Here is a 20634-nt window from a genome sequence, read left to right as displayed (position 1 = left end):
CGCCATGCTTTCGAGCATTGTTGAGGACAGCCGACCGCAGACGAACGAGGGGGGCCTGTTGACGTCGCCGGCTCCCGTGCTCGACGTGGTCGTCCCGGTCTACAACGAGGAGATCGACCTCGAGCCCTGCGTGCGGCGCCTGCACGGCCACCTGGTCGAGAACCTGCCGTACACGTTCCGCATCACGGTCGCGGACAACGCGAGCACGGACACGACCCTCGAGCTCGCCGAGCGGCTGGCGACCGAGTACCCGCACGTGCGGGTGGTCCACCTGCCCGAGAAGGGCCGCGGCCGGGCGCTGCGCCAGGTGTGGCTGGAGTCCGACGCCCAGGTCCTCGCGTACATGGACGTCGACCTCTCGACCGACCTCGCCGGCCTGCTCCCGCTGATCGCGCCGCTGGTCTCCGGGCACTCCGACGTCGCGATCGGGACACGACTGCACCCGGGCTCGCGGGTCGTCCGCGGGGCCAAGCGGGAGTTCATCTCCCGCAGTTACAACCTGATGCTCCGCCACACCCTGTCGGCGAAGTTCAGCGACGCGCAGTGCGGGTTCAAGGCGATCCGCCACGACGTGGCCCAGGCCCTGCTCCCCCACGTCGAGGACAACGCCTGGTTCTTCGACACCGAGCTGCTCGTGCTCGCCGAGCGCGCCGGCCTGCGGATCCACGAGGTGCCGGTCGACTGGGTGGACGACCCGAACTCGACCGTGCACATCTACACGACGGCCCGCGACGACATCCGCGGCATCGTCCGGCTGATTCGCGCCTTCGCCCGCGGCAAGGTGCCCCTGCACGACCTGAGCGTCCAGCTCGGTCGTTCCCCGCTGGAGCCTGTCACGCCGGGCGTGCCCACCGGGCTGACCCGTCAGCTGGTCCGGTTCGCGGCCGTCGGGGTGCTCTCGACGCTCGCGTACATCCTGCTGTTCCTCGCCCTGCACTCCCCGCTGGGCGGTCAGGGCGCGAACGCGACCGCGCTGCTGATCACGGCCGTCGGCAACACCGCGCTGAACCGGCGGTTCACGTTCGGCATCCGCGGCCGGGCCCGGCAGGCGCAGCATCAGGCTCAGGGCCTGATCGTGTTCGCACTCGCCCTCGGTCTGACCAGCGGCACGCTCGCCCTGCTCCACGCCACGACCACCGATCCCGGGCGCAACCTCGAACTCGCCGTCACCGTGGCGGCGAACGCGATCGCCACCTTGATGCGGTTCCTGCTGCTCCGCCGCTGGGTGTTCCGCCGCACCTGATGACGCTCGAGGGGCTTCGCGACCGCACCACCGCCGCGCCGGGGGCGCGGGAGCTCCTCCTCCGGTGCACCCTGCTGTGCCTGGCGGCCCGCGCGGCGCTGCAGGTGATCGGGGTCGTCTCCGTCGACCGGCACGGCGGCGACTGGGTGGGCGCCTTCTTCGACCTGTGGTCGGCGTGGGACGCCCCGCACTACCTGCGACTGGCCGAGGTCGGGTACCGCCCCGAGGGCAGCGGCGGCGACGACCCGCTGTTCATCGTGTTCTTCCCCGGCTACCCCGCCGCCGTGGCCGTCGTGGACCTCCTGGTCGGCGACCTCGTGCTCGCGGGGCTGACCGTCTCGTTCGCCGCCGCCGTCGCCGCCTGCTACCTGCTGCACCGGGTGACCTTCGACTACGCGGGCCGGGCCGCCGCCGACCGGGCCGTCCTGCTCCTGCTCGCATCGCCCACGGGGTTCTTCCTGTTCGCGCCGTACACCGAGTCCCTCTTCCTCGTCGGGGCGCTCGGCGCCGCTCACGCGCTCCGCTCCGGACGGTGGCCGGTGGCGGCGGCGGCCGGGGCGTTGGCCACCGGCACGCGGGTGGTGGGCGTCGCGGTGCCGGCCGCGATGGCGTTCGTGGCTCTGCGTGCGGACGGAACGCCCGGCGTCCGGTTGCGCCGGCTGGCCTGGAGCGCCGCGGGCGGCGCCGGGTTGCTCATCTACCTGAGCATCAATCAGATCGTCCACGGCAGCCCGTTCCACTTCCTCGACGTCCAGCGGACCCACTGGCACCAGGAGCGGGTCTGGCCGTGGGTCCCGATCCGCGACGCGGTCGAGGGCCTCACCACCGAGGGCAACGACCACCTGCAGTTCGTCCTCGCGAGCCGCCTGGTGGCCGCGGCCGTCGTCGTCCTGCTGCTCGTGCTCGGCGCGCGGCTGCTGCGGGTCGGCGACCTGGTGTTCACCGTGGTCGCCTTCGCCGTCACGATGTCGGCGTCCTGGCTGATCAGCCTCCCCCGCTACGCCCTCGTGCTCTGGCCGCTGTTCGTCGTCCTCGCGCTGCGCACCGCCTCGCGCCGGGTGTTCGTCCCCGTGCTGGCCGCGAGCGTCCTCGTCCAGGGCTGGCTCTTCTACCGCTACGCCGGCGGCCAGTTCACCTACTGAGTCGCGTGCCGGTCGGGGGGTCGATCGGCTCCGAACACGACCGTGCCACGTCGTAGAACGCGTACACCTCGTCGCGGTACGCCTCGACGAAGTCCCCCGGGAACAGGCCGGGGTTGGCGTCGAACGCGGCGGTGCCCAGCTCGGCCGGGCCGACCTCCACGTAATCGACCCCCGAGCCGGCCAGCGCGCGGCAGGCGGCGGCGGAGTCCGCGGCGCCGTACACGGCGGCGATCCGCTGCTCACGCGGCCGGTGGTCGTAGCCCATGATCTCGGCCCACGGCCGGAAGCCGGCGAGATACACCTTCCGCCCGGCCAGCGTCGGAGTCGTGTACACCTCGCCGAACGCGGTCAGGAACACCGCGTCGGGCGCGGTCTCGTCGCGGATCCACTCCAGGGCCGCGGCCCGGTCCCCCACCACCTCGTAGCGCGGGTCGTTCTTCAGCGTCAGGTAGTCCAGGACGCCCGACGCCAGCAGGAGAGTGCCCGCGAGGGCCGCGGCCACCACCGCCACCGGCCGCGCGAGGCTCCACAACCACGTCACGAACCGCACGAAGGCGTAGGCGACGAACAGGTTGACGAGCAGCTCCCACAGGTTGAAGACCTTGTGGTTGTGGCCGCCGAGCTCCCGGCCGAACGCGACGACGTTGCCGAGCACGAACACCGACATCACGGCGACGAGAACCCGGCGCTCCCGCGGTCGGCACAGGACGGCCCCGGCGATCAGCAGCGGCAGCGCGACCCCGAGGTTCAGCCACCAGTAGCGCGCGAAGTCCCACCACGACCGGGGGTCCACCGGGTGAAAGTCCTCGACGAGGTAGCCCAGGTGGAACGAGACCGACCCGCCGGTGCCGAAGCCGCCGTTCAGCCAGACCAGCTGCGGGAACGCCACCACCGCCCCGGTCACCAGGAACGGCAGGGACCGGCGCAGCGCGCGGTGCAGCAGACACAACGCGCCGGCGAGCCCCAGCGCGACCACCACGACGATGCCGTTGAACCAGAACGCCCCGCCGACTCCGAGCCCGAGCCCGATCGCCGCCGTCCGACCGGCGAGCGGGCCGTCCTCGCGCCGGTCCGCCAGCAGTTCCGTCAGCAGCACCAGGACGGCGAACAGCACCACGACCAGAGCCACCATCAGGTGCGTCTGCGTCAGATAAGGGTTCAGCGTCATGAAGATCGAGATCTCGTCGCCGTTGTACGGCCCGCCGCCGTCGTAGCCGACGTGGTCCCAGAGGGTGCCGGGTCGTAGACCGTCCGCGCCCTCGGCCTCGAGGTACCGCAGGAACGCCAACGAGGAGTTCGTGGCGAACAGGACGGCCGCGATCACGCCGATCGCGCTCGACCGCCACAACAGCCGCCCGAACTCGACGAGCAGCACGCAGATCGCCGCGAAGGCGATCGCGCCGGGGACGTTGAACGCGAGACCGATCGGCAGACCCGCCCGCTCCAGCGTCCCGACGTAGAAGTCGAACCCGAAGTGGTAGCGGATCGGCTCACCCGCGAAGATCGGCAGCTCCGGCGGGAAGTTCGCGCCCTCCGAGAACGAGCGCGCGATGCCCATGTGCAGCGAGGTGTCGCCCCAGGTGTTCAGGGACACCGCGAGCGGGTCGCCGGACAGCCGCGCGCGCATGACCCAGACCGCGACGCCGAGGACGACGGCGAGGCCGAGCAGCTCGGGCCATCGCATCCGCAGCGCGGCCGGTCGCAGGCCTCGTTGCCCGGCGACGACGAGCGCGGCGTTGACCGCGGTCGCGACCCACACCCCGACCCCGGTCGCGTCGTCGGACCCGAGGCCGTGCGCCGCCCACGCGGCCGCGAACGCGACCCAGGCGGTAAGCACGGTCCCGGCCGCGAACGCCCCGGCCAGGCGGGCGAGGACCGGCAGGCGCGGCCAGAGCCGCTGCACGACGGCGAGGCCGCCGAGCCAGGTGAGCAGGAGGTAGAGGACGACCACGCGTCAGTCGCCGTTGTGCTCGCGGGCGTAGTCGATCAGCCAGTTCCACGCGAGCACGAGCCCGACCGCCATCACGAGCGCGATCACCAGGCTGACGACGCTGCAGATCCGCGCCGCCCGGATCACGCCGAGACCGCCCAGGCGTCCCCCGGAGTCCACGACCTGCCGCCGGGCCGAGGGCGCGAGCGCCAGGGCGAGCACCGCCATCGGCGTCCCCAGCCCGCAGAACAGCATCCCCGGCAGCGACCCGACGCCGAGCATCCCGACCACCGCCGCCGACCGGGCTGTCGGGAGCGCCTCGGTCTCGACCTCCTCGGTCTCGACCTCGTCGTACTCGGGCTCGCCGTGGTCCGACCCGTCGGTCACGTGCTGCTCCAGTCGACCGACTCCCCGATCGACCACTCCCACGCCGACAGGAAGAGGACGAACGCGATCACCGCCAGGACGGTGATGCCGATCGTGATCCAGCTGCAGATCACCCCGGCCCGGATCAGCCCGTCGCCGGTGAGGCTCCCGCCGGAGGTCGCGAGCTCCCGCCGCGCACCCGGGGCCAGGCACAGCGCCACGATCGCGGGGACGACCCCGAGGCAGCACGTGAAGAACACGACGATCGACCCGATGCCGGTGACCGCCACCCAGATCGACCGCTCGGAGTTCCGCGGCGGCACCGGGTACCCGTATCCCGGCGGCGAGCCCCACTGGGGCTGGCCCCACTGCGGTTGGCCCCACTGCGGTTGGCCCCACTGCGGTTGGCCCCACTGCGGTTGGCCCCACTGCGGTTGGCCCCACTGGGGTTGACCGCCCTGCGGCTGGCCCCACTGGGGTTGACCCGCCTGCGGCTGTTCGGGTTCATCCGCCATGGGCCCATCCTGCCGAACCGGGCGCCGTCCTCGGTGTGTCAGCCCTTGCCGGTCTCGGCGGCGTAGCGCGCGGTCGAGGCGGCGACGGCGTCGAGGTTCGACTGCGCGAGCTCCGGCCGCACCGCGGCCGCCCGGGCGGCCGCCTCCCGGGTGCTGTACGCCTGCCCCTGGAACTCGGGCATCACGTGGCGGGCGAACAACTCGTAGCTGTTCGCCTTGCGCGCGGGGTTCGCCCAGTCGTGGTTGAGCTGCAGGTACGCGCCGAAGCCGCCGTTGGACTGCTTCCACAGCCGCTCGATCTGCTCGCCGGCCTCGTCCGGGGTGCCGATCACGCCGATGCCGGAGGAGTTCACGAAGTCGATGTGGTCGCGTACCGAGGCGCCGTCACCGACGTCCATCTGCGGGAACGCGGCCACCTTCTGGAAGTAGTGGAACCACTTCATGATTCCGTGCTCGACGTCGGCGTAGGCCTGCTCCTTGGTCTCGGCCAGGTGCATCAGCCCGACCAGGCGCCAGGCCGAGCGGTCGACGGTCGTCCCGTAGTGCGCCGCCCGCTCCTCCATGACGTCCCAGTGGTGGGCGAGAACGTCGAACCCCGCGGCCATCGTGGCCCCGATCGAGAGCAGACCGAGGCCGTAACGGCCGGCCAGGCGCGGCCCGGACGGGGACGCGACCGCGGCGATGGCGATCTCAAGGTCGCTGTAGGGCCGCAGGTGCAGTCGCGCGTCGCGCAGGATCCAGCGGTCGTTCTCGAAGTTCACCGGCTCGTCGCTGCGCAGCAGCCGCACGATCAGGTCGGTCGCGTCGTCGAGCAGCTCGCGGGTGCGGGGCATGTCGAGCCCGATCATGGCCGCGTCCGACGGCAGCGACCCGGGGCCGAGTCCCAGCATGAAGCGGCCCCGCGTCAGGTGGTCGAGCAGCACCGTGCGCTCCGCCACCCAGAGCGGGTGGTGGTAGGACGCCGAGATGACGCCGGAGCCGAGCCTGATGCGCCGGGTGCGCTCGGCGGCGGTGGCGATGAAGATCTCCGGCGACGCGATGATCTCGCTGCCCGCCGAGTGGTGCTCGCCGATCCAGGCCTCGTCGAAGCCGAGACGGTCGAGTTGTTCGACCGTCGCCAGGTCGCCCTCGAGCAGCAGCGTGGGGTTCTCCCCCGGCGGGTGGAAGGGGGCCATGAAGATTCCGAATCGCATCCGCCGGTCGTCCATCGCAGTCCTCCGTCGCACTGGTCGGACTGCCACCTTCTCGCAGCCGCCCCGCTGCGGGTACTCCCCAGAAAGAGGGAGGCGGCCGTCCCCGTGGGGACGACCGCCTCCGTAGGCGCGGTGACGCCGTGAATCAGTTGCCGTAGCCGCCGAAGTCGTAGTCCTCGAGGCGGACGGCCTCGCCGGACCCGGTTCCGAAGGTGGCGTACTCCGGCTCCTCGTACCCGGTCATCGAGTACATCGCAGCCTTCGCCTCCTCGGTGGGCTCGACCCGGATGTTGCGGTAGCGCGGCATGCCGGTACCGGCCGGGATGAGCTTGCCGATGATGACGTTCTCCTTGAGGCCCAGCAGCGGGTCGCTCTTGGCGTGGATCGCCGCGTCGGTGAGGACACGGGTCGTCTCCTGGAACGACGCCGCCGACAGCCACGACTCGGTGGCCAGCGAGGCCTTGGTGATACCCATCAGCACCGGGCGACCGGAGGCGGGGGTCCCGCCCTCGGCGACGACGCGACGGTTCTCCTCCTCGAAGCGCGAACGCTCGACGAGCTCACCCGGCAGCAGCTCCGCGTCGCCGGACTCGATGACCGTCACGCGGCGCAGCATCTGCCGCACGATGATCTCGATGTGCTTGTCGTGGATCGATACGCCCTGCGAGCGGTAGACCTCCTGCACCTCCTCGACCAGGTGCTCCTGGACGGAACGCTGGCCGAGGATGCGGAGCACCTCGTGCGGGTTGGCCGCGCCCATGACGAGCTTCTGGCCGACGTCGACGTGGTCGCCCTCCTCCACCAGGAGGCGGGACCGCTTCGAGACCGGGTACGCCCGCTCCTCGCTGCCGTCGTCGGGGACGACGACGACCTTGCGGGCCTTGTCGGAATCCTCGATACGGACGCGACCGGCGACCTCCGAGAGCGGAGCCAGACCCTTGGGCTGGCGCGCCTCGAAGAGCTCGACGACACGCGGCAGACCGTGGGTGATGTCCTCACCCGCGACACCACCGGTGTGGAAGGTACGCATCGTCAGCTGGGTACCGGGCTCACCGATCGACTGGGCGGCGATGATGCCGACCGCCTCACCGATGTCGACGAGCTTGCCGGCGGCCAGCGACCGGCCGTAGCACATCGCGCAGGTGCCGACCTTGGACTGGCAGGTCAGCACCGAGCGCACGCGCACGGTGTCCACCCCGGCCGCGATCAGGTCGTCGAGCAGGATGTTCGTGACGTCCGTGCCCGCCGGCGCGGTGACGCCGCCGTTGCCGGCGACCTCCTCGGCCAGGTTGCGCGAGACCACGTTCGTGTCGACATGGTCGAGCTTGCGGAGTACGCCGTCGGCACCCGGCGCCGCGATCTTGCAGAGCAGGCCGCGCTCGGTGCCGCAGTCCTCCTCGCGGATGATGACGTCCTGCGACACGTCCACCAGACGACGGGTCAGGTAACCCGAGTCGGCGGTCCGCAGGGCGGTGTCGGCCAGACCCTTACGAGCGCCGTGCGTGGAGATGAAGAACTCCAGCACGGAGAGGCCCTCGCGGAAGTTCGACTTGATCGGCCGCGGAATGATCTCGCCCTTGGGGTTGGCGACGAGACCACGCATACCGGCGATCTGCCGGACCTGCATCATGTTTCCGCGGGCGCCCGAGTCGATCATCATCGCGATCGGGTTGGTGCGGTGGAAGTTCTTCTCCATCGCGGACGCGACGACGTTGGTCGCCTGGGTCCAGACCTCGATGAGCTCCTGACGACGCTCGTCGTCGGTGATCAGACCCTTCTCGAACTGCTTCTGGATCTTCTCCGCGCGCGACTCGTAGTCCTCAAGGATCTGCTGCTTGTCCGGCGGGGTGATGACGTCGCCGATGGAGACGGTCACACCGGAGCGGGTCGCCCAGTGGAAGCCGGCCGCCTTGAGGGCGTCCAGCGTCGCCGCGACCTGGACCTTCGGGTACCGCTCGGCCAGGTCGTTGATGATGATCGACAGCTGCTTCTTGCCGACCTCGGTGTCGACGAACGGGTAGTCCGCCGGGAGCGCCTCGTTGAACAGGGCGCGACCGAGAGAGGTCTCGAGCAGGACCGGCTCGCCGGGCTGCCAGCCCTCCGGCGCCGTCCAGCCGCGCGGCGGGACGACGTCCTTCAGCCGCAGCTTGATCGTCGCCTGCAGCGCCAGCTCGCCGGTGTCGTAGGCCATGATCGCCTCGGCTACCGAGCCGAACACCCGGCCGGAGCCGGGCAGCTCGCCACGGTCACCGGTCAGGAAGAACAGACCGATGATCATGTCCTGCGTCGGCATGGTGACCGGCTTGCCGTCGGACGGCTTGAGGATGTTGTTCGAGGACAGCATCAGGATGCGGGCCTCGGCCTGGGCCTCCGCGGACAGCGGCAGGTGCACGGCCATCTGGTCACCGTCGAAGTCGGCGTTGAAGGCCGAGCAGACGAGCGGGTGGATCTGGATGGCCTTGCCCTCGATCAGCTGCGGCTCGAAGGCCTGGATGCCGAGGCGGTGCAGCGTCGGCGCACGGTTCAGCAGAACCGGGTGCTCGGCGATGACCTCTTCGAGGACGTCCCACACGACCGGGCGGGCGCGCTCGACCATGCGCTTGGCGCTCTTGATGTTCTGCGCGTGGTTGAGGTCGACGAGGCGCTTCATGACGAACGGCTTGAACAGCTCGAGCGCCATGGCCTTCGGCAGACCGCACTGGTGCAGCTTGAGCTGCGGGCCGACGACGATGACCGAACGGCCGGAGTAGTCGACGCGCTTGCCGAGCAGGTTCTGCCGGAAGCGACCCTGCTTGCCCTTGAGCATGTCGGAGAGCGACTTCAGCGGACGGTTGCCCGGCCCGGTGACCGGACGACCGCGGCGGCCGTTGTCGAACAGCGCGTCGACGGCCTCCTGCAGCATGCGCTTCTCGTTGTTGACGATGATCTCCGGCGCCCCGAGGTCGAGCAGACGCTTGAGGCGGTTGTTCCGGTTGATCACGCGGCGGTACAGGTCGTTCAGGTCCGAGGTGGCGAAGCGGCCACCGTCGAGCTGGACCATCGGACGCAGGTCCGGCGGGATGACCGGGATGCAGTCCAGGACCATGCCCATCGGCGAGTTCCGCGTCGACAGGAACGCCGAGACGACCTTGAGGCGCTTGAGCGCGCGGGTCTTCTTCTGGCCCTTGCCGGTGCGGATGATCTCGCGGAGCTTCTCGGCCTCGGCCTCGAGGTCGAAGGACTCCAGGCGCTTCTGGATCGCCGCCGCGCCCATGCCGCCGTCGAAGTACATCGCGAAGCGGTCCCGCATCTCGCGGTAGAGCATCTCGTCGCCCTCGAGGTCCTGGACCTTGAGGTTCTTGAAGCGGTTCCAGACGTCGTCCAGGCGGTCGATCTCGCGCTGGGCGCGGTCGCGGATCTGCTTGAGCTCGCGCTCGGCGCCTTCCTTGACCTTGCGCTTGGCGTCGGACTTGGCGCCCTGCTCCTCGAGCTCGGCCAGGTCGGCCTCGAGCTTGGCGGCGCGGGCCTCCAGGTCGGAGTCGCGGCGCTGCTCGATCTGACCGCGCTCGACCGAGATCTGCGCCTCGAGCGAGGTGAGGTCGCGGTGGCGCGCCTCCTCGTCGACCCACGTGATCATGTAGGCCGCGAAGTAGATGACCTTCTCCAGGTCCTTCGGCGCCAGGTCGAGCAGGTAGCCGAGCCGGCTCGGGACACCCTTGAAGTACCAGATGTGGGTGACCGGAGCGGCCAGCTCGATGTGGCCCATCCGCTCACGACGCACCTTGGCGCGAGTGACCTCGACGCCGCAGCGCTCGCAGATGATGCCCTTGAAGCGGACGCGCTTGTACTTGCCGCAGTAGCACTCCCAGTCCCGGGTCGGACCGAAGATCTTCTCGCAGAAGAGCCCGTCCTTCTCCGGCTTGAGCGTGCGGTAGTTGATGGTCTCGGGCTTCTTGACCTCGCCGTGCGACCACTGGCGGATGTCGTCCGCCGTCGCCAGGCCGATGCGGAGCTCGTCGAAGAAGTTGACGTCGAGCACGTTGTCCCCAGTTCTCGAACTAAAGAGTGATCAGGTCGGCGGAGGGGGCGGGGGCGCCGAGAGGGCGACCCCGCCGACCGCTAGACCTCCTCGACGCTGGACGGCTCGCGCCGTGACAGGTCGATCCCGAGTTCCTCTGCCGCACGGAACACGTCCTCGTCGGTCTCCCGCATCTCGATGGACATGCCGTCGCTGGAGAGCACCTCGACGTTCAGGCACAGCGACTGCATTTCCTTGATGAGGACCTTGAAGGACTCCGGAATGCCGGGCTCCGGGATGTTCTCGCCCTTGACGATGGCCTCGTAGACCTTCACGCGGCCGAGCACGTCGTCGGACTTGATGGTGAGGAGCTCCTGCAGGGCGTAGGAGGCGCCGTAGGCCTCGAGGGCCCACACCTCCATCTCGCCGAACCGCTGGCCACCGAACTGCGCCTTACCACCCAGGGGCTGCTGGGTGATCATCGAGTACGGGCCGGTCGACCGGGCGTGGATCTTGTCGTCGACCAGGTGGAGCAGCTTCAGGATGTAGATGTAGCCGACCGAGATCGGGCTCTTGAACGGCTCGCCGGAGCGGCCGTCGAAGAGCTGCGCCTTGCCGTCCTCCCCGATCAGCCGCACGCCGTCACGGGTCTTGAGCGTCGACCCGAGGAGACCGGTGATCTCCTCCTCGCGGGCGCCGTCGAAGACCGGGGTGGCCACGTTGGTGCCGGGCTCACCCACGTCCGCGCCGATGCCGCGCAGCCGGTCCTTCCACTCCTGCCCCTCCTCGGAGCCGGAACCCTCGACCTGCCAGCCGGTCTTGGCCACCCACCCGAGGTGGGTCTCCAGGATCTGGCCGATGTTCATGCGCGAGGGCACACCGAGCGGGTTGAGCACGATGTCGACCGGGGTGCCGTCCGAGAGGAACGGCATGTCCTCGACCGGGAGGATCTTGGCGATGACGCCCTTGTTGCCGTGGCGGCCGGCGAGCTTGTCGCCGTCCGTGATCTTGCGCTTCTGCGCGACGTAGACGCGGACCAGCTGGTTAACGCCCGGGGGCAGCTCGTCCCCCTCCTCGCGGTCGAAGACGCGGACGCCGATGACCTTGCCGGACTCACCGTGCGGCACCTTGAGCGAGGTGTCGCGGACCTCGCGCGCCTTCTCACCGAAGATCGCGCGGAGCAGGCGCTCCTCGGGGGTCAGCTCGGTCTCGCCCTTGGGCGTGACCTTGCCGACGAGGATGTCGCCGGTCGTGACCTCGGCGCCGATGCGGATGATGCCGCGGTCGTCGAGGTCGGCGAGGACCTCCTCGGAGACGTTCGGGATGTCCCGGGTGATCTCCTCGGGGCCGAGCTTGGTGTCGCGGGCGTCGACCTCGTGCTCCTCGATGTGGATCGAGGAGAGGACGTCGTCCTGCACCAGTCGCTGGGACAGGATGATCGCGTCCTCGTAGTTGTGGCCCTCCCACGGCATGAAGGCGACCAGCAGGTTCTTGCCGAGCGCCATCTCGCCGTTCTGGGTGCACGGACCGTCGGCGATGACCTCGCCGGCCACGATGCGGTCGCCCTCGTGAACGATGGGCTTCTGGTTGATGCAGGTGCCCTGGTTCGACCGGCGGAACTTCGCCAGGCGGTAGGTCGTGTAGGTGCCCTCGTCCTCCATCACCTGGATGTAGTCCGCGGAGACCTCCTGCACGACGCCGGGCTTGGTGGCCACGACGACGTCGCCGGCGTCCTTGGCCGCGCGGTACTCCTGGCCGGTGCCGACGAGCGGCGCCTCGGCGCGGAGCAGCGGGACCGACTGACGCTGCATGTTCGAGCCCATCAGGGCGCGGTTCGCGTCGTCGTGCTCCAGGAACGGGATCATCGCCGTCGCGACCGACACCATCTGGCGCGGCGAGACGTCCATGTAGTCGACCTCGGCGGCCGGGATGAACTCGACCTCGCCACCCTTACGGCGGACCAGGACGCGGGCCTCGGCGAACGTGTTGTCCGGGTTCAGCGGCGCGTTGGCCTGCGCGATGACGTGCAGGTCCTCCTCGTCGGCGGTCAGGTAGTCGATGTCGTCCGTGACCTGACCGTTCTTGACCTTGCGGTACGGGGTCTCGACGAAGCCGAACGGGTTGATCCGCCCGTAGGTCGCGAGCGAGCCGATCAGACCGATGTTCGGGCCTTCCGGCGTCTCGATCGGGCACATGCGGCCGTAGTGCGACGGGTGGACGTCACGGACCTCGAAGCCCGCGCGCTCCCGGGACAGACCACCGGGACCCAGCGCCGACAGGCGGCGCTTGTGGGTCAGACCCGCGAGCGGGTTGGTCTGGTCCATGAACTGCGACAGCTGGCTGGTGCCGAAGAACTCCTTGATGGAGGCGACGACCGGCCGGATGTTGATCAGGGTCTGCGGCGTGATCGCCTCGACGTCCTGGGTGGTCATGCGCTCACGCACGACGCGCTCCATCCGGGCCAGACCCGTGCGGACCTGGTTCTGGATGAGCTCGCCGACGGTGCGCAGACGCCGGTTGCCGAAGTGGTCGATGTCGTCGACCTCGACGCGGGCGTTGCCGCGGGCGCTCGGCATCTCCGTCTCGCCGGCGTGCAGCGCGACCAGGTACTTGATGGTCGCGACGATGTCCTGCTCGGTGAGCACACCGTTCGGCAGCGGCTGGTTCAGCGCCAGCTTCTTGTTGACCTTGTAGCGGCCGACCTTCGCGAGGTCGTAGCGCTTCGGGTTGAAGTAGAGGTTGTCCAGCAGGGTTTGCGCCGCCTCACGCGTCGGGGGCTCGCCCGGGCGCAGCTTGCGGTAGATGTCGAGCAGGGCCTCGTCCTGGGTGGAGGTGTGGTCCTTCTCCAGGGTGGCCATCATCGACTCGTACTGCCCGAACTCCTCGCGGATGCGGGCGTCGTCCCAGCCCAGCGCCTTGAGCAGCACGGTGACCGACTGCTTGCGTTTGCGGTCGATGCGCACGCCGACCGCGTCCCGCTTGTCGATCTCGAGCTCGAGCCAGGCACCCCGGGACGGGATGACCTTGGCCGAGAAGATGTCCTTGTCGGACGTCTTGTCGATCGCCTTGTCGAAGTAGACGCCCGGGGAGCGGACGAGCTGCGAGACGACGACACGCTCGGTGCCGTTGATGATGAAGGTGCCCTTGTCCGTCATCAGGGGGAAGTCACCCATGAAGACGGTCTGGCTCTTGATCTCGCCGGTCTCGTTGTTCGTGAACTCGGCGGTGACGAAGAGCGGGGCGGAGTAGGTGAAGTCCCGCTCCTTGCACTCGTCGATCGAGTTCTTGGGCGGCTCGAACCGGTGGTCCCGGAACGTGAGCGACATGGAGCCGGAGAAGTCCTCGATCGGGGAGATCTCCTCGAAGATCTCCTCGAGCCCCGACTGGGTCGGGACGTCGTCGCGGCCGGCCGCGACAGCCGCGTCGACGCGCGCCTGCCAACGGTCGTTGCCCAGCAGCCAGTCGAACGAGTCGACCTGCAGGGCGAGAAGGTTCGGGACTTCCAGGGGCTCGCGAATCTTCGCGAAGCTGATGCGCCGAGGGGCGTTGGTGGCCGAGGGGGTGAGCGAGGCGGTGCGCGAGGCGGCCAAGAGTGGTCCTTCCGATGGCTCGCGGTCGGTTCAGCGCATGCACAACCACCTGTGTCAAGAACAGAGGTGATCACGGCAGACAGCGCAAGGGGGCAGTTTAGCCTCACGGCAAACCGCTGTCCAGAGCCGCAGGTGAACCTACGGGCCCCTCGCGCGAGCGCGAGAACTCGCGAACGCACCGAAAGGATGAGGGTGCGGGAGCGCCCAGTCAAGAGATCAGGCCAACAGTGTGGACGCGTCGCGGCCGGGCAGTTGGACGGATCCGGACAATACCGGACGCGCCAGCGGGGCGCGTTCGTGCAGGTCAGAGCGCTGCGGCCGGGTCGACCCCGACGTCGGACCCCCCGAAGGACCCCGCCGGCGGGACGATCCCGTTCTGCGCACACCACTGCCCGGGTGGACGCTGCCGGGCCCGCGGGACGCCGTCGCTCGGCATCATCTGGAGCGGGATCGGGGGCAGCGGAGGGAGTTCGGTATCACGTTCGGCGGCCAGTTCGTCGGCGTCCTTCTCCTCCGACATGCCGATCGGACCCACCCGCTGGGCGTTCAGGAACTGCCGCACGACCGGCTCGGTGGAGCTGAGCAGCATCTCCCGCGGCCCGAACATCGCCAGGTGGCGGTGGTAGAGCAGACCGATGTTGTCCGGGACGGTCCGAGCGGTGTTGATGTCGTGGGTGACGATGAGGATCGTCGCGCCGATCCGCTGATTCAGGTCGACGATGAGCTGGTTGAGGAACGCCGTGCGGACCGGGTCGAGGCCGGAGTCCGGCTCGTCGAACAGAATGATCTTCGGGTCCAGCACCAGCGCCCGGGCCAGACCGGCCCGTTTGCGCATCCCGCCGGAGAGCTCCCCCGGCAGCTTGTCCTCGGCCCCCACCAGACCGACCAGGTCCATCTTCTCGCGCACGACGGCCCGGATCTCGGACTCGGACTTGCGGGTGTGCTCCCGCAGCGGGAACGCGACGTTGTCGTAGAGGTTCATCGAGCCGAACAGCGCGCCGTCCTGAAACAGCACGCCGAACAGCTTGCGGACCTCGTAGAGGTCGCGCTCCTTGAGCCGGCAGATGTCCCGGCCCTCGATCACGATCGAGCCGGCGTCCGGCCGCAGCAGCCCGACCAGGGTCTTGAGCAGCACCGACTTGCCGGTCCCGGACGGGCCGAGCAGGACCGAGATCTCCCCCGCCGGCAGCGTGAGCGTCACGTCGCGCCAGATCACCTGCCGCCCGAAGCTCTTGGTGAGCCCGCGGATGTCGATCTCGACGCCCATGGCGGCGAAGTGTAAGGGGAACGCCGACGGGCGGCCGCCGAGATCGGCGACCGCCCGTGCGGTGAAGCTGGTGGTGCTGGAGAACTACTTGAGGGAGATGCTGGCGCCGGCGCCCTCGAGGGCAGCCTTGGCCTTCTCCGCGGTCTCCTTGTTGACCTTCTCCAGGACCTTGGAGGGGGTGCCGTCGACGAGGTCCTTGGCCTCCTTGAGGCCGAGGTTCGTGAGCGCGCGCACCTCCTTGATGACCTGGATCTTCTTGTCGCCGGCGGACTCGAGGACGACGTCGAACTCGTCCTGCTCCTCCGCGGCCGCGGCGTCGCCGCCACCACCGGCCGGCGCCGCGGCGGCCACGGCCACCGGAGCGGCGGCGGTGACGCCGAAGGTCTCCTCGAACTGCTTCACGAACTCAGAGAGCTCGATCAGCGTCATCTCCTTGAACGCGTCGAGCAGTTCGTCGGTGCTGAGCTTCGCCATGATCGGCGGTCCTTCCATTCGGTCGAGCGTGGGCTTCGGGGGTTCAGCTCTCGGCGGGTGCCTCGGGCTCGGAGGTCTCTGCGACGGGGTCTTCCGCCGCGACCGGGCTCTCGGCAACGGCCTCGGCCGACGCCTCGACAGCGGGTTCTTCGGTGGCCGGAGCGGCGGCGGCAGCGCCACCGGTCGCCTCGACCTGCGCACGCAGGGCCTCGACGGTCCGCGCGGTCTTCGACAGCGGCGCCTGGAACAGGGCCGCGGCCTGGGACAGCGAGGCGACCATCGCGCCGGCGAGCTTGGCGAGCAGGACCTCGCGGGACTCGAGGTCCGCGAGCTTGGTGACGTCCGCCGCGGACAGCGCCTTGCCGTCCAGGACGCCGCCCTTGATCACCAGGAGCGGGTTCGCCTTGGCGAAGTCCCGCAGACCCTTCGCGACCTCGACCGCGTCGCCGTTGACGAACGCGATCGCGGACGGACCGGCGAGGAGGGACTCGAACGCGTCGACCCCGGCCTCCTTGGCCGCGATCTTCGTCAGGGTGTTCTTGACGACGTGGTACTCGGCGTTGCCGGAGAGGCTGCGCCGCAGAGCCTTGAGCTGTGCCACGGTGAGACCGCGGTACTCGGTCAGCACCGCCGCGTTGGAGTTGCGGAACGCGTCCGTCAGCTCCGCCACTGCGGCTGCCTTGTCGGGCCGGGCCATGGCCCTCCTTCCTTCGGGTGCGACCGCAGGTCGGTTCCGGGCCCGGACACACGAAACGCCCCGGCGCAGGCCGGGGCGCGGAAGTCCCACGGGCAGGAAGGCGAACCCTCCACCCATCCAGGTGGAATCACCTGGCGTCACCTGCGCGGGCCGCCCGGAGTACGGGGCCTTCGGTCACCGAAGTGACAACCTGCGGTCTTTGGCTGCCGCCAGAGTACGGACTCCGACGGCCGGGGGTCAAAACGGCCCCGCGGCCCGGTCCCGTCAGGTCGGGTTCAGCTCGCGCGGCCGGTGCCGGCGTCGGTCCGCTCCAGGTGCCGGCGCAGCTGCTCGGCGAACTGCTCGGACAGGTCCGAGGAGAAGTTCTCGCCGAGCGAGCGCTCCAGCTGCTCGGAGAGCTGAGAGTTGAAGTCCTCGCCGAACTGCTTCGAGAAGTCCTCCCCGAAGGCGTCGCCCAGCTCGCCGCCGAGCGCGTCGGAGAGCAGGGCCTCGGCGTCGAACTTCTTCGCGTCGGCCGGGACGTCGACCTTCACGTCGGAGCCGAAGTCGGTGAACTTCATCGTCATCTTGACCTCGCCGAACATCGGCAGGGTCACCGCGAGCTTGCGGGCGCGGTAGTCGCCGTCGACCCAGGCGTCCACGGTGACGGGCTCGGACAGGCCCATGGACTCGCGGATGCTGTTCTCGAGCTGCTCCTCCAGCTGGCGGCTGAGCTCGTTCGAGTGCGTCGAGGACTTCTTCTCGGTCACCGTGCCGGTGCCCTCGGGCGCGATCTTCGCCCGGTAGTGCGTGGTCTTGACGCCGTCGACGGTCTCGGTGCCGACCTTGGTGACGTCGTCGGTGTCGAGCATCTTCTCCAGCTGCTCGACCGGGTTCGCCATCGTCGGGTCGATGCCGGCGATGTCCGCGCCCTCGGACTTCGCCTCGTCCAGCGGGAGCGAGATCCAGCCGGGTTCTCCGTCCGCGCCGGTCCCGAGGCCCGGGATCAGGCCGCCCTTGGTGACCTTGAGGTACATCACGTCGTCGACCAGGCGGAACTCGGTGCCGGCCGGGACCGAGATGCCCATCATCTTCATCGAGTCGAAGACCATCCGCGCGGCGGGCTGATCGCCGCCGCGGTACGCGCCGGAGCCCTTCACCGAGACCCCGGAGCCGGTGACCTCGAAGGTGTAGGCGGCGCTGTCCCTGGCCGCGGCGTCCGCGACCTTCTGGATCGCGGGCACCGGCGTCATCGACTCGAGCTCAGCAGCGGCTCGGTCGGTGGCGCTGTCGGAGCCGTTGCAGCCGGCCAGGCCGGCGACGGCGAGGACGGCCACCGTGGACACGGCGGCGGCGCGGAAGCGGTGGGTACGGCGCGCACTCACGTTTCGGTCATCTCCCAGGTCGGACGCAGGCCCAGTGTGCCTGCTCTGCTGAGACGAGAAGGCCCGGTGCGGCGTTCCGCACCGGGCCAAATCGTGATCGCGCTTCGGGATTCAGGGGGCAAAGTCCCTGGTCAAACCCCTGGCGAGCAGGTCAGACGGTCTCCTCGACCGTCTCCTCCGTGAGGTTGCGAACCTTGTTCGGGTCGACCGGGATGGCCGGGCCCATCGTCGTGGAGAAGACCGCCTTGCGCAGGTAGCGGCCCTTGGCGGCGGACGGCTTGAGCCGGAGCACCTCGTCCAGGGCGGCGGCGTAGTTCTCGACCAGCGCGACGTCGGAGAACGAGGTCTTGCCGATGATGAAGTGCAGGTTCGCGTGCTTGTCGACGCGGAACTCGATCTTGCCGCCCTTGATGTCGTTGACGGCCTTGGCGACGTCCATCGTGACCGTGCCGGTCTTTGGGTTCGGCATCAGGCCACGCGGGCCGAGCACGCGACCGAGGCGGCCGACCTTGCCCATCAGGTCCGGGGTGGCGACGACGGCGTCGAAGTCCAGCCAGCCCTTGCTGATCTGGTCGATCATGTCGTCCGAACCGACGTAGTCGGCGCCGGCGGCGGTGGCCTCGGCGGCCTTGTCGCCGTTGGCGAGGACCAGGACGCGGGCGGTCTTGCCGGTGCCGTGCGGCAGGTTCACGGTGCCGCGGACCATCTGGTCGGCCTTGCGGGGGTCGACGCCCAGGCGGAACGCGACCTCGACGGTCGAGTCGAACTTGGTGGTGGAGGTCTCCTTCGCCAGCCGCGCGGCGTCCAGCGGGGCGTAGAGCTTGTCCTTGTCCACCTTCGGGGCGGCGTTGTTGTAGGCCTTGCTGCGCTTCATGACTTCTCCTGGGAAAAAGGCGTGGTACGGACGGGCTGCAGCGGCCCTCCCACGTGGATCGGTGTGCTGCGGTGGTGCAGGTCCTGCTCGGGTGCCGCTCAGGCCTCGACGGTGATGCCCATGGAGCGGGCGGTGCCGGCGATGATCTTCTCGGCGGCGTCGATGTCGTTCGCGTTCAGGTCGGGCATCTTCGTCTCGGCGATGCTGCGGACCTGGTCACGGGTGAGCTTGGCGACCTTGGTCTTGTGGGGCTCGCCGGAGCCCTTCTCGATCCCGGCGGCCTTGAGGATCAGGCGCGCGGCCGGCGGGGTCTTCGTGATGAACGTGAACGAGCGGTCCTCGTAGACCGAGATCTCGACGGGGACGATGTCGCCCCGCTGGTTCTCCGTGGCCGCGTTGTAGGCCTTGCAGAACTCCATGATGTTCACGCCGTGCTGACCCAGCGCGGGGCCGACCGGCGGCGCCGGCGTCGCAGCTCCGGCCTTGATCTGGAGCTTGATGATCGCCGAGAGCTTCTTCTTGGGAGGCATTTGCTTCTCTTCTTCTGGGGGGTCGTCGGGGGGCGGAGCCCCCCGACTGTGTTAATTCTTCTGGATCTGGCTGAACGACAGTTCGACCGGGGTCTCCCGGCCGAAGATCTCCACCAGACCCTTGACCTTCTGGGCCTCGGCGTTGATCTCGTGGATCGTGGCCTGCAGGGTGGCGAACGGGCCGTCGATGACGGTGACCGAGTCGCCGATGTCGAAGTCGAGCACCTGGATCTTGGTCGCGGCGGTGCCCTTGGTGCCCGCGGCCTTCGCCGGCTCCGGGGCGAGGATCTTCATGACCTCGTCGAGGGTGAGCGGCGACGGCTCGTGCGTGTGGCCCACGAAGCCGGTGACGCCCGGGGTGTGCCGGACGGCGGACCAGGACTCGTCGGTGAGGTCCATCCGGACCAGCACGTACCCGGGGAACTTGTTCCGCCGGACGTTCTTGCGCTGGCCGTTCTTGATCTCGACGACCTCTTCCTGCGGCACCTCGATCTGGAAGATGTAGTCCTCCATGTTGAGGCTGGCCGTGCGGTTCTCGAGGTTCGCCTTCACACGGTTCTCGTAGCCCGCGTAGGAGTGCACGACGTACCAGTCACCGGGGGCGGCGTAGAGCGCGCGGCGGAACTCCTCGACCGGGTCGAGCTCCTCCTCGTCCTCCTTCGGGCCCTCGGCGGGCGCCTCGGCGCTCTCGAAGGCCACCTCGGGGGCGGCAACCTCGGGGGCGGCGGTCTCGGGGGCGGTCTCGGGAGCGGCCGTCTCCTCGACCGCCTCAGCTCCCTCGACGTCGGCCGACGCCGGAACGTCGGCGGCGTCCTCCGCGACGGAGGCGTCGTCGAAGCTGTGGGGCGAGTCGGACACAGGAGAGCCTTTCGAGATGTCAGCGGTGGAGCAGGTCGGGCAGGGGGCCTACCCGAAGATCTTGAGCACTGCCTTGCTGAAGCCCAGGTCCAGCACGGAGACGTACGCGATCATGATCGTCACGAACACCATGACCACCGCGGTGTAGGTGATCAGCTCCTTGCGCGTGGGCCAGATGACCTTGCGCAGCTCCGCGACCACCTGGCGGTAGTAGAGGCCGGTGCGGGCCGGCAGGCGCTTGAGCCCCCCGCGGCCACCGTCGGATGCCGGGCGCTCAGGCGTCGCCTCAGCGGTCTCCGTCACTCGTCCTCACCTGGATCCTCAACCCGGCCCCCGCGGTGCGGAGGTTGTCCGACGCCCCGTGCGGGGCGCCGGTTTTCGTTGCGCAGGGCCGGAGGGACTCGAACCCCCAACCGCCGGTTTTGGAGACCGGAACTCTACCAATTGAGCTACGACCCTAAGCGGTGCGCGAGCCGTACGCGGGCGTGCCAAGGCAACGGTGCGCTCACCGAGGGGCGAGTCTAAGGGGCATCCCGGACCGGCGTCGAACCGAGGCGCGTCCCGCGCTCGAACCGTGGCCGATCCCATGGCACT

The 20634-nt window shown here is 69.5% G+C and carries 16 protein-coding genes and 1 tRNA gene; 2 read left to right on the top strand and 15 right to left on the bottom strand.

The features are described 5' to 3' along the window. The first annotated feature begins 4 nt into the window (after positions 1–4). Positions 5–1243 (top strand): glycosyltransferase, encoded by a 1239-nt coding sequence (locus SPOPO_RS0114360; protein ID WP_033385054.1) that lies wholly within the window; start codon positions 5–7, stop codon positions 1241–1243. Further along, entirely contained in the window at positions 1243–2385 is a 1143-nt protein-coding gene (locus tag SPOPO_RS0114355; RefSeq protein ID WP_019875532.1) for a mannosyltransferase family protein, read from the top strand. Before SPOPO_RS0114360 ends, SPOPO_RS0114355 begins: the two co-directional genes overlap by 1 nt. Here the strand turns inward: SPOPO_RS0114355 and SPOPO_RS0114350 are convergent. The 15 genes from SPOPO_RS0114350 to SPOPO_RS0114275 form a co-directional block, all read right to left on the bottom strand. Next, entirely contained in the window at positions 2375–4336 is a 1962-nt protein-coding gene (locus SPOPO_RS0114350; protein WP_019875530.1) for a hypothetical protein, read from the bottom strand. The two genes, SPOPO_RS0114355 and SPOPO_RS0114350, sit on opposite strands and share 11 nt — an antisense overlap. A gap of 3 nt (positions 4337–4339) precedes the next feature. After that, positions 4340–4702 carry a hypothetical protein gene (locus SPOPO_RS0114345; protein WP_019875528.1) on the bottom strand — a complete coding sequence of 121 codons (363 nt, stop codon included), beginning with the start codon at positions 4700–4702 and terminating at the stop codon, positions 4340–4342. After that, positions 4699–5196, bottom strand: coding sequence for a DUF4190 domain-containing protein (locus tag SPOPO_RS34380; RefSeq protein WP_156869897.1), 498 nt, complete (start codon positions 5194–5196; stop codon positions 4699–4701). Before SPOPO_RS34380 ends, SPOPO_RS0114345 begins: the two co-directional genes overlap by 4 nt. 38 nt (positions 5197–5234) lie before the next feature. After that, positions 5235–6404 carry an LLM class flavin-dependent oxidoreductase gene (locus SPOPO_RS0114330; protein ID WP_019875524.1) on the bottom strand — a complete coding sequence of 390 codons (1170 nt, stop codon included), beginning with the start codon at positions 6402–6404 and terminating at the stop codon, positions 5235–5237. Positions 6405–6534: 130 nt separating this feature from the next. After that, positions 6535–10407 carry a DNA-directed RNA polymerase subunit beta' gene (locus tag SPOPO_RS0114325; protein WP_019875523.1) on the bottom strand — a complete coding sequence of 1291 codons (3873 nt, stop codon included), beginning with the start codon at positions 10405–10407 and terminating at the stop codon, positions 6535–6537. A gap of 80 nt (positions 10408–10487) precedes the next feature. Beyond that, complete coding sequence (gene rpoB, locus SPOPO_RS0114320; protein WP_019875522.1) at positions 10488–13976, bottom strand: DNA-directed RNA polymerase subunit beta; 3489 nt, start codon at positions 13974–13976, stop codon at positions 10488–10490. A gap of 304 nt (positions 13977–14280) precedes the next feature. After that, a complete protein-coding gene (locus SPOPO_RS0114315; protein ID WP_019875521.1) occupies positions 14281–15243 on the bottom strand; it encodes an ABC transporter ATP-binding protein in 963 nt (320 codons plus the stop codon). Positions 15244–15327: 84 nt separating this feature from the next. Beyond that, entirely contained in the window at positions 15328–15717 is a 390-nt protein-coding gene (gene rplL / locus SPOPO_RS0114310; RefSeq protein ID WP_019875520.1) for a 50S ribosomal protein L7/L12, read from the bottom strand. A gap of 43 nt (positions 15718–15760) precedes the next feature. Next, positions 15761–16414: a 50S ribosomal protein L10 gene (rplJ, locus tag SPOPO_RS0114305; protein ID WP_028984787.1), complete on the bottom strand. Its 654-nt coding sequence runs from the start codon at positions 16412–16414 to the stop codon at positions 15761–15763. Positions 16415–16689: 275 nt separating this feature from the next. Beyond that, the gene (locus SPOPO_RS0114300; protein ID WP_019875518.1) at positions 16690–17778 is read right to left on the bottom strand and encodes an SCO4651 family lipoprotein; all 1089 of its coding nucleotides are present in this window, start codon (positions 17776–17778) and stop codon (positions 16690–16692) included. Positions 17779–17929: 151 nt separating this feature from the next. Beyond that, positions 17930–18652: a 50S ribosomal protein L1 gene (gene rplA / locus SPOPO_RS0114295; RefSeq protein ID WP_019875517.1), complete on the bottom strand. Its 723-nt coding sequence runs from the start codon at positions 18650–18652 to the stop codon at positions 17930–17932. A gap of 98 nt (positions 18653–18750) precedes the next feature. After that, a complete protein-coding gene (gene rplK, locus SPOPO_RS0114290; protein WP_019875516.1) occupies positions 18751–19182 on the bottom strand; it encodes a 50S ribosomal protein L11 in 432 nt (143 codons plus the stop codon). A 51-nt stretch (positions 19183–19233) separates the two neighbouring features. After that, positions 19234–20058 carry a transcription termination/antitermination protein NusG gene (gene nusG / locus SPOPO_RS0114285; RefSeq protein ID WP_425424158.1) on the bottom strand — a complete coding sequence of 275 codons (825 nt, stop codon included), beginning with the start codon at positions 20056–20058 and terminating at the stop codon, positions 19234–19236. 30 nt (positions 20059–20088) lie between these two features. Beyond that, positions 20089–20343 carry a preprotein translocase subunit SecE gene (gene secE, locus SPOPO_RS0114280; protein ID WP_019875514.1) on the bottom strand — a complete coding sequence of 85 codons (255 nt, stop codon included), beginning with the start codon at positions 20341–20343 and terminating at the stop codon, positions 20089–20091. A gap of 83 nt (positions 20344–20426) precedes the next feature. Continuing rightward, positions 20427–20499 (bottom strand) — tRNA-Trp (locus SPOPO_RS0114275). Positions 20500–20634: the final 135 nt, after the last annotated feature.

This window comes from Sporichthya polymorpha DSM 43042 (assembly GCF_000384115.1).
Taxonomy (GTDB): domain Bacteria; phylum Actinomycetota; class Actinomycetes; order Sporichthyales; family Sporichthyaceae; genus Sporichthya; species Sporichthya polymorpha.
Note: the sequence above shows the minus strand (reverse complement) of the source record. Positions and strands in the feature narration are given on the sequence as shown.

Coding starts and splice junctions, on each gene's coding strand:
- SPOPO_RS0114360 (WP_033385054.1), top strand. CDS start 5: ATGCTTTCGAGCATTGTTGAGGACAGCCGACCGCAGACGAACGAGGGG.
- rplL (WP_019875520.1), bottom strand. CDS start 15,717: ATGGCGAAGCTCAGCACCGACGAACTGCTCGACGCGTTCAAGGAGATG.
- rplK (WP_019875516.1), bottom strand. CDS start 19,182: ATGCCTCCCAAGAAGAAGCTCTCGGCGATCATCAAGCTCCAGATCAAG.
- SPOPO_RS0114355 (WP_019875532.1), top strand. CDS start 1,243: ATGACGCTCGAGGGGCTTCGCGACCGCACCACCGCCGCGCCGGGGGCG.
- rplJ (WP_028984787.1), bottom strand. CDS start 16,414: ATGGCCCGGCCCGACAAGGCAGCCGCAGTGGCGGAGCTGACGGACGCG.
- SPOPO_RS34380 (WP_156869897.1), bottom strand. CDS start 5,196: ATGGCGGATGAACCCGAACAGCCGCAGGCGGGTCAACCCCAGTGGGGC.
- rplA (WP_019875517.1), bottom strand. CDS start 18,652: ATGAAGCGCAGCAAGGCCTACAACAACGCCGCCCCGAAGGTGGACAAG.
- SPOPO_RS0114315 (WP_019875521.1), bottom strand. CDS start 15,243: ATGGGCGTCGAGATCGACATCCGCGGGCTCACCAAGAGCTTCGGGCGG.
- SPOPO_RS0114330 (WP_019875524.1), bottom strand. CDS start 6,404: ATGGACGACCGGCGGATGCGATTCGGAATCTTCATGGCCCCCTTCCAC.